Source organism: Kitasatospora sp. Root107, assembly GCF_001424875.1.
GTDB lineage: Bacteria > Actinomycetota > Actinomycetes > Streptomycetales > Streptomycetaceae > Kitasatospora.
In genome coordinates this window covers 24,565-36,987 of the sequence record NZ_LMCT01000025.1, presented here as the reverse complement: position 1 = coordinate 36,987, position 12,423 = coordinate 24,565, and the positions used below count along the sequence as shown (strand labels likewise).

The 12,423-nt window shown below is 73.3% G+C and carries 8 protein-coding genes and 3 pseudogenes; 5 read left to right on the top strand and 6 right to left on the bottom strand.

Annotation, left to right across the window (positions count from 1 at the left end; genetic code table 11):
- The first annotated feature begins 128 nt into the window (after positions 1–128).
- A pseudogene (locus ASC99_RS21870) lies at positions 129–1,099 on the top strand (zinc-binding alcohol dehydrogenase family protein).
- A gap of 114 nt (positions 1,100–1,213) precedes the next feature.
- Positions 1,214–2,398, top strand: a complete 1,185-nt coding sequence (locus ASC99_RS21865; protein WP_057234666.1) for an 8-amino-7-oxononanoate synthase — start codon at positions 1,214–1,216, stop codon at positions 2,396–2,398.
- A gap of 7 nt (positions 2,399–2,405) precedes the next feature.
- On the opposite strand, the gene ASC99_RS21860 is transcribed toward ASC99_RS21865, so the two are convergent.
- Complete coding sequence (locus tag ASC99_RS21860) at positions 2,406–3,413, bottom strand: YdcF family protein (RefSeq protein ID WP_057234664.1); 1,008 nt, start codon at positions 3,411–3,413, stop codon at positions 2,406–2,408.
- 35 nt (positions 3,414–3,448) lie between these two features.
- Here ASC99_RS21860 and zapE point away from each other — a divergent pair, with 35 nt between their 5' ends.
- Complete coding sequence (gene zapE, locus ASC99_RS21855; RefSeq protein ID WP_235502707.1) at positions 3,449–4,492, top strand: cell division protein ZapE; 1,044 nt, start codon at positions 3,449–3,451, stop codon at positions 4,490–4,492.
- A gap of 11 nt (positions 4,493–4,503) precedes the next feature.
- On the opposite strand, the gene ASC99_RS21850 is transcribed toward zapE, so the two are convergent.
- A complete protein-coding gene (locus ASC99_RS21850; RefSeq protein ID WP_157531670.1) occupies positions 4,504–5,154 on the bottom strand; it encodes a maleylpyruvate isomerase N-terminal domain-containing protein in 651 nt (216 codons plus the stop codon).
- A 46-nt stretch (positions 5,155–5,200) separates the two neighbouring features.
- Positions 5,201–6,226 (bottom strand): annotated as a pseudogene (gene ligD, locus ASC99_RS21845) (non-homologous end-joining DNA ligase).
- Between the two features lie 244 nt (positions 6,227–6,470).
- On the opposite strand from ligD, the pseudogene ASC99_RS21840 reads away from it, so the two are divergent.
- Positions 6,471–7,417: pseudogene (locus ASC99_RS21840) on the top strand (ATP-dependent DNA ligase); the annotation flags it as partial.
- A gap of 7 nt (positions 7,418–7,424) precedes the next feature.
- Here the strand turns inward: ASC99_RS21840 and ASC99_RS21835 are convergent.
- The 3 genes from ASC99_RS21835 to ASC99_RS21825 form a co-directional block, all read right to left on the bottom strand.
- Complete coding sequence (locus ASC99_RS21835) at positions 7,425–8,588, bottom strand: ornithine decarboxylase (protein ID WP_057234660.1); 1,164 nt, start codon at positions 8,586–8,588, stop codon at positions 7,425–7,427.
- Positions 8,585–9,619: a phytanoyl-CoA dioxygenase family protein gene (locus ASC99_RS21830; RefSeq protein WP_057234658.1), complete on the bottom strand. Its 1,035-nt coding sequence runs from the start codon at positions 9,617–9,619 to the stop codon at positions 8,585–8,587. Before ASC99_RS21830 ends, ASC99_RS21835 begins: the two co-directional genes overlap by 4 nt.
- Before the next feature lie 309 nt (positions 9,620–9,928).
- Positions 9,929–10,498 carry a GNAT family N-acetyltransferase gene (locus ASC99_RS21825; protein ID WP_057234656.1) on the bottom strand — a complete coding sequence of 190 codons (570 nt, stop codon included), beginning with the start codon at positions 10,496–10,498 and terminating at the stop codon, positions 9,929–9,931.
- 252 nt (positions 10,499–10,750) lie between these two features.
- Between ASC99_RS21825 and ASC99_RS41960 the strand changes: the two genes are divergently transcribed.
- Positions 10,751–12,412, top strand: coding sequence for a serine/threonine-protein kinase (locus ASC99_RS41960; RefSeq protein ID WP_082598526.1), 1,662 nt, complete (start codon positions 10,751–10,753; stop codon positions 12,410–12,412).
- The last annotated feature ends 11 nt before the right edge of the window (positions 12,413–12,423 follow it).

The following is a 12,423-nucleotide window of genomic DNA, read 5'->3' as shown; positions in this document are numbered from 1 at the left end:
CGGACCGGGGCGCCGAACCGCCGGGAACCACCCGTTCGGCGCGGCCTGCCCGGAACACGTTCCGGCTGTCGGAGAGTTGTCCCTCGACAGGGACCCGGACGACCGAGGAGATCGCGATGGACACCACGATGCGGGCCGCAGTGCTGGAGGCGCCGGGGCCGGTGGAGCTGCTGCGGGTGGTCCGGCTGCCGAAGCCGGAGCCCACGCCCGGCTGGGTGCGGATCAAGGTGGAGGCATTCGGGCTGAACCGCTCCGAGCTGCACACCCGGCTCGGGCTGGCCGAGGGCGTGACCTTCCCCCGGGTGCTCGGCATCGAGGCGACCGGGACGGTGGACCTGGACCCGGACGGCGTGCTGCGCCCCGGGCAGCAGGTGATGACCATGATGGGCGGCATGGGCCGGACCTTCGACGGCGGCTACGCGGAGTACACGGTGGTGCCGCGCGAGCAGGTCATCCCGTTCGCGTCCGAGCTGCCCTGGGAGGTGCTCGGCGCCGTCCCGGAGACCCTGCAGACCGCGTACGGCTCGATCACCGTCGGGCTGAACCTGAGGCCGGGTCAGTCGCTGCTGATCCGGGGCGGCACCTCGGCGCTCGGCCTGGTCGTCGCCACCCTGGCCAAGGACCTCGGCGCCACCGTGCTCTCCACCACCCGCGACCCCGACCGGCTCGGCGCGCTGGCCGAGCACGGCGTCGACCACCCGTTGGTGGACGACGGCAAGGTGGCCGCCCAGGTCCGGGAGATCTTCCCGGCCGGGGTGGACGCGGCGCTCGAACTGGTCGGCACCCCGACCCTGCCCGACACGCTGGCGGCGGCCCGGGTGCACGGCACGGTCTGTTTCACCGGGATGCTCTCCAACCAGTGGACGGTGCCGGACTTCTACCCGATCGGCTACCTGCCGCGCGGCGTCCGGCTGTCCGCCTACGGCGGCGAGGCCGGCGACCTCCCGGCCGAGGTGCTGCAGCGCTACCTGGACCGGATCGCGGCCGGCGAGATCACCGCCGCCCGATCCACGTCTACCCGATGGACGAGATCAGGGCCGCCCACAGCGACCTCGAGCACGGCCACCGGTTCGGCAAGCTCGTGGTCCGGGTGAACTGAGCCACACGACGCCTCGCCGGAAGCGATGAACCCGCAGGTGAGAGCCGTCCGCCGGGCAGCGGTGAGGAGGACGGCCCGTTGCCCGGCGGGCGGGACGGGTGACAGAGTGCGGCCATGGTCAACTCCGCCGCCCCCGTCACCGCCGAGCCGCTGGCTCCCGCCGCCGTCTTCGACTGGCTGGACCAGGCCGCCGACCTGCGCGCCGCCGCCGGGCTGACCCGGACGCTGCGCAGCCGCCCCGCCGAGGACCCGGTGCTCGACCTGGCCGGCAACGACTACCTCGGCCTGGTCCGCCACCCGGCCGTCACCCGGGCCGCCGCCGACGCCGCCCTGCGCTGGGGCGGCGGCGCCACCGGCTCCCGGCTGGTGACCGGCACCACCGCGCTGCACACCGAACTCGAACTGGAGCTGGCCGACTTCTGCGGGGCCGAGGCCGCGCTGGTCTTCTCCTCCGGCTACGCCGCGAACCTGGCGGCGCTCACCGCGCTGACCGACCCCGACACGCTGATCGTCTCGGACGCCTACAACCACGCCTCGCTGATCGACGGCTGCCGCCTCTCCCGCAGCGAGGTGCACCGGGCGCCGCACGACGACCCGGCCGCCGTCGCCGAGGTGCTGGCCGCGCGGACCCACCGGCGGGCGCTGGTGGTCAGCGACTCGGTGTTCTCGGTGGACGGCAACGCCGCCCGGGTCGGGGAGCTCTCCGCCGCCGCCCGCGCGCACGGTGCCGCGCTGCTGATCGACGACGCGCACGGCCTCGGGGTGCTCGGCCCCGGCGGCAGCGGCGCACTGGCCGCCGCCGGTCTGGCCGGGGCGCCCGACACGGTCGCCACCGTCACCCTCTCCAAGTCGCTCGGCTCGCAGGGCGGCGCGGTGGTTGGCCCCCGACGGGTGATCAGGCACCTGACCGAGACCGCCCGCACCTTCATCTTCGACACCGGCCTGGCTCCGGCCGCCGCCGGAGCCGCGCTGGCGGCGCTGCGCCTGCTGCGGGCCGAACCGCAGCGCGCCGACCGGGCCCGCGAGGTGGCCCGGCTGCTGTCCGCGCAGCTCACCGCCGCCGGACTGGAGGCCAGCACCCCGGACGCGGCCGTGGTCTCGGTCCGCGCCCCCGGCCCGGAGGCCGCCGTGGCCTGGGCCGCCGACTGCCGGACCGCCGGTCTCGCGGTGGGCTGCTTCCGCCCGCCGTCCGTGCCCGACGGCATCTCCCGGCTCCGGCTCACCGCGCGCGGCGACCTGACGGACGCCCAGATCGGGTACGCCGTCGAGGTGATCCGGCGCACCGCCCCGCGCGGGTGACCCGGCGTCAGTCCCGCCAGCCGGCCGCGCCGCCGAGCAGCACCAGCAGCAGGATCGCGCAGGCGTTCATGACGGGGTACGAGACCAGCACGGCGGCGAACTCCCGCAGCACGGCGCTCGGCCAGTAGTAGCCGGCCGTCGGCGCGCCGGTCACCTGGCCCGGGACGCCGGCCCGGCGGGTGATCAGCGCGGTGCGCAGGACGTGGAAGTCGTTGGTCACCACCACGCAGCGGTACTGCTCCCGCTCGGCCGACATCACGGCCGCGCTGAACCCGATGTTCTCGACGGTGTTGCGGGACCGGTCCTCCAGCCGGATCCGGTCGGCCGGGAGCCCACGCCCCGTCAGGTACCGGGCCATCGCGGCGGCCTCGGAGCACTGCTCGTCGGATCCCTTGCCGCCCGAGACCACCAGGACCGGCGGACGGTCCCGGGCGTCCTGCGCCACGCAGAGGTCGAACGCTCGGTCCAGCCGGGCGGCCAGCAGCGGCGGCACCTCGGTGCCGTTCACCAGCCCCGCGCCGAGCACCACCACGAAGTCCGCGTCGCGGCGGACCGGCAGCCGCCCGTACAGCCAGGAGTACCCGAGGAAGCAGAGCAGCAGGAAGGCCAGGTACCCGGCGGGCAGCAGGATCGCGCCCGCCACCACGTGCAGCGGCCGCGAGTCGACCCGGGCCGCCGTCAAGAGCAGGGCGAGCACGCCGAGCACAGCCAGACCGGCGCCGAGCGACAGCAGGTTGGCCGCCCGCCCGCTGCCCTCCTGACGGGCCATCACCACGCCGTTGGCGAGCAGGCAGACAGCCACCGCCACCGCGGCCGGCACCGCGGCGAACGGGGTCAGCACCTCGACGGCGTCCAGCACCCCACCCGGGAGCCGGTCGAGCTCGCCGAGCACACCCAGCACGAAGAAGGCCACCGCGAGCCCGAGCAGCACGGCGTTACTGAACCGGCGGCGGTCCCGGCGGACGTTCCGGCCGAAGACCACCAGCAGCAAGATGGCGAGCGCATAGGCGATCATCTGACCGATCCTAGGCACTGCTAGGGTCCGAAAACGTGAGCGAGAAGCACGAAGAGTTGATGCGCCGTCACTTCCGGGCGGCCGCCGGGCAGCGCGGGTTCACCGTCGACCCGGCCCAGCAGCCGGCGGTCGACCGGCTGTCCCGGCTGGCGGGTGAACTGGCCAGGGCCGGTGGGCTGTTCCACCGGCGGCCGCCGGGCAGCCTGTACGTCTGGGGGCCGGTCGGGCGGGGCAAGAGCTGGCTGGTGGACACCTTCTTCGAGGGCCTGCCGACCACCCGCAAGCGGCGACTGCACTTCCACGACTTCTTCCGGCGGCTGCACGACGGCGTGGGCCGCCCGGCCGACGGTCCGGTGCACGCCAGCGCGGTCGACCGGGCGGTGGCCGAACTGCTCGGGGACTGCCGGGTACTGGTCTTCGACGAGTTCCACGCCCACGACGCCGGTGACGCGATGCTGGTCGCCCGCCTGTTCCGCACCCTGCTGGAGCGGCGGGTCACCCTGGTCACCACCTCCAACTACCCGCCCGCCGGGCTGATGCCCGACCCGCTCTACCACCACCTGTTCGAGCCGACCATCCGGCTGATCGAGCAGCGGATGGAGGTGCTGGACGTCTCCGGACCGGTGGACTTCCGCCGCCTGCCCCACCAGGCCGAGGGCGGACGGCGGTTCGCCTCGGGCGCCCGGCTGCCGGCCGGCACGCTCCCGCCCGGACTCGCCGCGCCGGAGCCCGGCGAAGCCGTCGCGGTCGCCGCACACCTGCGGACCCTGCCGGCCCGGGCCGCCCGGGGGGAGCTGGTCTGGTTCGGCTTCCGGGAGCTCTGCGAGGACCGGACCTCGGTGCCCGACTACCTGGCCCTGGCCGAACGCTTCGGCACCGTGGTGCTGGACGGCGTCCCGCCGCTGGCCGCCTGTACAGCCGACGGACGGCAGCGGTTCGCCAACCTGGTGGACGTGTGCTGCGACCGGGACGTTCGCCTGTTCCTGATCGGTGCCGACCCGCTGTCCGGCCTCCCGGCCGACTCCGCGCTGCTGCGTGACCTGGACCGGACCGCGAGCCGGCTGGCGATGCTGCGGTAGCCGGGGCCGGGTCAGCGCTCGTCGGCCGGTACGCCGTTCCAGCGCCACTTGGTGAGGCGGGGCCGGCCCGGGAGCTCGCCGCGGCCGGTGGACCAGAGCAGGGTGGGCCAGGGGTCGGTGTCGGTGGGGGAGTCGGGGAAGAGCCTGGCCAGCACGCGGGCGCAGAGGTCGGCGGGCGGGGTCCAGGACAGGCCGAGGCCCTCGGCCAGGTCGTGGGTGTGGGCCAGGATCTCCACGATGCCCATGGCGGTGAAGCCCTCGGGGTCGGAGATGCCGAAGACGTGGTGGGCGCGGACCTGCGGCGGCGTGCAGCGGCTCATCGCGACCAGCAGCGCGCCGGTGGCCTCCAGCACCTGGCACAGCCCGGCGGGCCCGGCCGCGCGGTCGACGCCGATCGCGTTGGCGGGGCCGCCCGGCCGCTTGCGTTCCCAGCTGAACGGCACCTCGCGCTCCAGCGACGGGGTGCGCGGGCCGATCTGGGTGGCGTACGAGAAGAGGTCGTCCGCCAGGTGCTCGGCGGTCTCCCAGCAGGTCCACTCCAGCGAACCGGCGGGGCGGTCCCAGGCCGCCTCGGGCGCCTCGCGCAGGGTGTCGACGGCGAGCCGGACGGCCAGGTCGAGGTCGTCCGGCGTCACCGGCTGGGCTGAAGAGATCATGGTCATGGCAGGACGGTACCCCGCCGGTCAGCGCCGGTGTGGTGATTATTCGTCAGTGCTTGCGGGCCCGGCTCGGCTGCACCCGCGGCGGTTCGCCCTCGACCTTGGGGTGGTCCGGCGGGTACGGCGGTTCGCCCTCGACCTTGGGGTGGTCCGGCGGGTGGCCTGACGCTCCGCCAGCTCCAGCAGCGGGTCGAGCCGGAACGCGTGCTCGGGCAGATCCGCGTGCAGGTCGCCCAGCTCGGCGTAGCGGGCGGGCATGGTGCGGATGGTGAAGTCGAGCGGGGCGACCTCGTCCAGCTCCTCCCAGCGCAGCGGCGCCGAGACGGTCGCCTCCGGTCGCGGCCGGACGGAGTAGGGCGAGGCGATGGTGCGGTCCCTGGCCATCTGGTTGTAGTCCACGAAGATCCGCTCGCCGCGCTCCTCCTTCCACCAGTTGGTGGTCACCTTGCCGGGCATCCGGCGCTCCAGCTCCCGCCCGAGCGCGATCACCGCGTGCCGGCAGTCGGCGAAGGTCCACTCCGGCACGATCGGCACGTACACGTGCAGGCCGCGCCCACCGGAGGTCTTCGGCCAGCCGCGCAGGCCGTGCTCCTCGAGGACGGCGCGCAGCTCGTGCGCGGCCCGGACGGCGTCGTGGAAGTCGGTGCCCGGCTGCGGGTCGAGGTCGATCCGCAGCTCGTCCGGGTGCTCGGTGTCCGCGCGGCGGACCGGCCAGGGGTGGAAGGTCAGGCAGCCCAGGTTGACCGCCCAGAGCACGGCGGCCGCCTCGGTCGGGCAGATCTCGTCGGCGCTGCGGCCGCTGGGGAAGGCGATCCGGGCGGTCGGCAGCCAGTCCGGCAGGCTCTTCGGGGCGCGCTTCTGGTAGAAGAACTCGCCCTCGATCCCGTCCGGGAAGCGCTGCTTGCAGCGTGGTCGGCCGGTCGCGCAGCCCGCGCAGCGCGCCGGGGGCCACCGCCAGGTAGTACTCCGCCACGTCCCGCTTGGTGTACCCGTGCTCGGGGAAGTACACCTTGTCCGGGCTGGACAGCCGCACCGCCCGGCCGTCCACGTCCAACTCGATCGCCGCACTCGCCATGCTCCTCACGCTAGGCCGACCGGGCCGGGGCCGCCCGTCCTGACGGGCGTTCGGGCTGACGGACCGCCACCATCGGGGTATGGACCTCCCCGTGCTGCCGCCCGTCTCGCCGATGCTGGCCAAGGCGGTGACGAAGATCCCGCCCGGCCTGCACTACGAGGCGAAGTGGGACGGCTTCCGGGCGATCGTGTTCCGGGACGGCGAGTGGGACGGCTTCCGGGCGATCGTGTTCCGGGACGGCGANCGCAGGGGAGGGAACCGGCCTCGGGGACCATCGGTACAGCCGTGCTGACCCGGTACTTCCCCGAGGTGGTCGAGGCGGTGCGGGCCGAGCTGCCGGAGCGGTGCGTGATCGACGGCGAGATCGTGATCGCCCACGACGGGCGGCTGCACTTCGAGGAGCTGTTGGAACGCATCCACCCGGCGGCCTCCCGGGTCCGCACCCTGGCCGAGCGCACGCCCGCCTCGTTCGTCGCCTTCGACCTGCTCGCCCTCGGCGGGGACTCGTACCTGGAGCGGCCGCTGAGTGAGCGTCGGGAGGCGCTGGTGGCCGCACTGGCCGAGGCCCGGCCGCCGGTCCACCTGGCTCCGGCGACCACGGACCTGGCAGTGGCCGAGCGCTGGTTCGGCCAGTTCGAGGGCGCGGGTCTGGACGGGCTGGTGGCCAAGCAGCTCGACCAGCCGTACCAGCCGGGCGCCCGGGCGATGTACAAGATCAAGCACACCAGGACCGCCGACTGCGTGCTGGCCGGCTACCGGGAGCACAAGAGCGGACCGGTGGTCGGCTCGCTGCTGCTCGGCCTGTACGACGGTGCCGGGAAGCTCCAGCACGTCGGTGTCTGCGCCTCGTTCACCATGGCCCGGCGGGCCGAACTGGTCGAGGAGCTGGCGGAGTTGCGGCTGCCGGAGGGGGCCGAGCACCCGTGGATGGCCTGGCAGGACGAGGAGGCCCAGGCGTCCGGCCGGCTGCCCGGCGGGCAGAGCCGGTGGACCGGCGGCAAGGACCTGAGCTGGGTGCCGCTGCGGCCGGAGCGGGTCTGCGAGGTCGGCTACGACCACATGGAGGGCACCCGGTTCCGGCACACCACCCAGTTCAAGCGCTGGCGCCCGGACCGGGAGCCGGAGTCCTGCACGTACGAGCAGCTGGAGGAGCCGGTGGGCTACGACCTGGCGGAGCTGCTCGGGCCCTGACGGGCGGTCAGCTGACCATGGTGCAGGGCAGCGGGTCGAAGCCGTTGAAGCCCTGGGTCAGGTAACTGGTGGCGTAGGCACCGCTGGAGAGGATCCAGACCGGGTCGCCGGAGGCCACCGCGCGGGGCACCGGGACCCGGGCGTGCTCGGAGTCGTAGGCGTCGTCGCTGTCGCAGGTCGGACCGGCCACCACGGCCGGGACGTACTCCGCGTCCGGGTGGGTCGGGAAGACCAGCCGGTACTGCAACTCGTCCATCTCGTAGAGGCCGTTGAACTTGCCGCAGCTCAGGTAGAGCCAGTGCTGCCGCTCGCCGCCCGGCTGCCGGCGGGACGACAGCCGGTACACGTGCGCCCGGATCGCGCCCTGGTCGGCCACCAGGTGGCGGCCGGGCTCGATGACGAAGTCCAGGGTGCCGCCCGCGAGTTCCCTGAGCCGCTCGGTGCCCTCCCGGATCACCGCGAACATCTTGTCCAGCGGCGGGTCGAGCGGCCTGCCGTGCCGGTCCTGGTAGCCGAGCGCGGGCAGCCCGCCGCCGAGGTTGACGTGGTCGAGCCTGATGCCGTGCCGGCCGAGCGTCTCCAGCACCTCGCCCAGCTGCTCGAAGGCGTCCTGCCAGGCCTCGGTGGTCATCTGCTGCGAGCCGACGTGCACCGACAGGCCCGCCGGGGTCAGCCCCGCCGTCCGGGCGGCCGTCAGCACCAGCACCGCGTCGGCCGCCGAGCAGCCGAACTTCCGGCTCAGCCCCCAGAGTGCGCCCTCCCCGCTGGTGGCCAGCCGGCAGAACACCCGGGCGCCGGGGGCGTGCGCGGCGATCGCGGCGACGTCCTCCAGGCTGTCGGTGGCGAAGTCCCTGATCCCGAGCCGGTACGCCTCGGCGATGCCCCGGTCGGACTTGACGGTGTTTCCGTAGTGCACCCGGTCGGCCGGCACGCCGGTGCGCAGCGCCTGGGTGATCTCGTTGGGGCTGGCCGCATCGAACCCGGCGCCCTGCCCGGCCAGTTGGGACAGCACTTCGTCCACGGGGCAGGCTTTCAGGGCGAACCTGACCGCGACCCCGGGCAACTCCTCGACCAGCGCGGCGTAGCGCTCGCCGATCCCGGCCAGGTCGTAGACGATCCGGTCCCCGGTGGCGGCGGCCAGCGCGGTCCGCAGTCCGGCGCTCGGGATCACTTCTCGGCGTCCTGTCCGCGCCAGGACCTGAGGCCGAGCAACTTCTCGCCGAGCTCGTCGAGTTCGGGGCTGCCGTAGCGCTCCGACTCGGGCTGGACGGCGTCACCGACCAGGGTCCAGTTCCACTCGGGGGTGCTGAGGGTGCGCCAGGAGTTGATCCGGGAGCTGCGCAGCTCCTCGTGCTCCTCCAGGGCGGGCATCATCGAGAGGTACTGGACCGCCCGGACGCCGTCGGCGGAGGTGTTGGCGGCGACGCCGTGGGCCAGCAGGCCGTTCCAGATCAGCAGGTCACCGGCCTGGAGTTCGGGTCGCACCACCGGGAGTTCGGCGCGGTCCACGGCGGGCCGGATCGGGTCGCGGTCGGCGGGCTGGGCGGCCTGCCACTGGTTGAACTGCCGGAAGAGCTCCGGGTTGCACTGGAAACCACCGTGGTCGGCCCGGGTGTCGTTGAGGGCGATGATGCCCTGCACGCGCTGCGGGAGGATGCCCTGGGTGGTGTCGATGTCCCAGTGCAGTTCGATGTCGAAGCCGCTCTCGGTGGCCTCGATCAGTGAACGCGAACGGTTACCGGTGTTGGGCGGGTTGAGGTTGAGCCGGTCCAGGGTGACCCAGAGCTCCTCGCTGTCCCAGACGTCGACGAAGGCGTCGTAGATCCGCGGGCTCTGCCGCATGGCCCACTGCAGCCGGTGCTGGTACGCCTCGACGAAACCGTAGACGTGCAGGTGCCGGTCGAGCTCGTCCCGGTAGGGGCGCTCGGGGTACCAGGTGTCGGGGCGGTCCGGGTCCATGCCCTGGAACTCCCAGGCGAAGTCCAGCAGTTGCCTGGCGTCCTCGGCGGGGACGGCCTGCTTGACGATCACGTAGCCGTAGGTCTGCCAGAAGGTGTAGTCCTCCTCGGAGAGGACGCGCAGCGGCCGGGTCTTCCGGATCTCCCGCAGCGCCGTCCGGGCGAGGTACGTCTCGCCGTCCGCGCTGAAGTACGGGCGGTCGGTTGCGGCACGGTGCAGATACCGGTCGTCGGGCGTCGGCATGCAGTCACTCCAGGTGGGGTGGTCGACGTGGCCCGGATTCCCGTCGAGGGAGAGGGCGTTGGAATCCGGCCGTGGGGAATGGACGCCACACGAGCCGCTTCCCTCACATTGGACTAGACCAACTTTCGGCGTCAAGCCTTTCCGGGCGACAACTCGGCTCGGCGGCCCGGGAATCGGCGAAATTCTGCCCTGATGGTCAGTCAGGGCGTGGCGAAAGGGGCAGAGAATGGCAGTCGGGCGATTATGTGCAATTGGAAAACAAAGAAGGGCACCCGCTCGGCGGATGCCCCTTCTCCTGTGGATGGCTGCTCAGTGTGCCCCGGCCGGAGTCGCATACTGACGACGTGTCAGCCGCCAGACCAGATCCTCGCCGGTCTCGGCCGGGGCGAGGGGCTCGACCGGGCGCCGGAGGTGTTCGGCGTAGCCGAGCCTGGCCGGCACCGCGCCACTGGCGACGTTGGCCGCATCGTGCACGATCTCGACGAATTCCACCCCGGGAAGGCGGAAGGCCTGTTCGGTCACCGCCCGGGCAGTCCGGGTGGCCAGACCGCGGCCGGTGGCGGCGGGGTGCAGCCAGTAACCGATCTCGCGGCCGTCGACCGGAGTGTCATCGCGTCGGAAAAGGCCGCAGATGCCGACGATCGCCCCGTCCAGCACGATCGCGTAGGTGTACTCCGACCCGTCGGCCCAGCACTCCGCGCGGCGGCCGAGGAACTCGGCGGTCTTGGCCGGACTGTGCTCGGCCACCCAGGCCATCCAGGGCCGCAGGTGCTCCAACGACTCCTCGATCACCCGGAGCAGCTCCGGGAGGTCCGCCTCGCCGTCGAAGCGACGCAGCGTCAGGTCGTCCAGCTCGATCACCTGCAGGGGAAGGTCCATGCCCGGGATGATCGTATGCAGGGGGACCGCGGGCAACGGGATTTTCGGGCACGGGGCCGTCCGGGGCGACGGACAGTGACCACGAACCATCCCTCGTACGTCTGCGCGAGAGCCCGGTCGATCCGGTAAGGAGTACACGGAGCAGTCAAGTTGTGACCTATCATCGCCCGCGGGCCGGAACCTGTCGGCCTTCGACCGCGTCACTCTCGGTGGCCACATGCGGTGTGGACCGACCTCTCGGGGGTGGAACAGATGGACGACGCGACAGCCAAGGCCGGACCGCAGGACCAGCGGTGGGAGCTGCCGGACTACGAGCACGGGCGCGAACTCGGTGCGGGCGCGGCCGGACGCGTGGTGCTGGCCCAGCACCGGGCCACCGGTACGCCGGTCGCGGTCAAGTACCTGTCGGGAGCTGCCGCCGACCACGAGGGCTTCCGGGCCGAGGCCGAACTGCTCGCCGCCCTGCACTCCCCGTACATCGCCCGGCTCTACGAGTACGTGGAGAGCCCGTACGGGGCCGCGATCGTGATGGAGCTGATCGACGGCATCTCGCTGCGCGACCTGCTCCGGGCCGAGGGTGCCACCGGGCCGGAGGCCGCTCTCACCGTGCTCAAGGGCTCGCTGCTCGGCCTGGTCGCCGCCCACCGGGCCGGGGTTGTGCACCGCGACTACAAGCCGGGCAACGTGCTGGTCGCCACGGACGGCTCGTCGAAGCTGGTCGACTTCGGCATCGCGGTCCGGGTCGGCACCACCGGCGCGATCGCCGGCACCCCCGCCTACATGGCCCCCGAGCAGTGGGCCGGCCGGCCCGCCGCACCCACCACCGACGTCTACGCCGCGACCGCCACCTTCTTCGAGTGCCTGACCGGCGCCAAGCCCTACTCCGGCACCACGCTGATCGAGCTGGCCGTCCAGCACACCGAGGCGGAGATCCCGGCCGAGCAGGCGCCCGAGGCGCTGCGTCCGCTGATCCTGGCCGGCCTGGCCAAGACGCCGGAGCAGCGGCCGGACGGCGCCGCCCTGTTGATCGAGCAGTTGGAGGCGGTGGCGGGCGCCGCGTACGGATCGGACTGGGAGACCAGGGGGCGGCACCGGCTCGCTGCGCTGGTCGCCCTGCTGCCCGGGCTGCTGCCGTACGGCGGCGCGCCGTCGGTGGGCAGTACCTCGTTCGCCACCACGACGGTGGGTCGGGGGGCCGCCGGGCGGGGGCGGCTCGGGCGGCCGGCCAAGCTGGTGAGCGCGGGCGTCGGGGTGGTGCTGGTGGCCGGGGCGCTGGCCGGGGTCGCGGTGGCGGGAGCGCCCGGCTTCGGCGGGAGCACGACGGTGGCCGCGCCGAAGGCGACCACGACGCTCGGGGCGGCGGCCGGACCTTCGCCTTCGCCTTCGGGTTCCGAGTCGCCGAGCGCTTCCCCTGCTGCCTCGGCTTCGCCCTCCGAGTCGCCGAGCGCGTCCGCCTCGGCGACCGTGGCGGCACCGCCGAGCCCGAGTTCGAGCACGAAGGCCCCGACGCCGACTCCGTCCGCCACCATGTCGGCGAACCCCACTCCGACGCCGACCGTCAGCACACCCCCGCCCACGCCGACCGTGACGCCGCCCGCACCGCCGCTGCGGGTGCTGGCCATCGCGGGCTCGGCGAGCTGTACGCCTTCGTACATGACGGTCTCGGGCACGGTCAGCACCGACGGGGCCGCCGCCGGGACCCTGACGCTGACCTGGACCAGCAGCGCGTCCAAGCTGCCGGTCACCCACACGGTCGCGCTGCCCCAGGGCCAACGGAGCGTCAAGTTCAGCGACTCGATGCCCTTCGGCAACGCCTGGACGCTGAGCGTCCGGCTGGCCAGTTCGCCGGCCGCCAGCAGGGGACAGGGCTCGACCTTCAGCCTGAACACCACCACTTGCAACCCGCCCCGCTGAGAGCAGGACAG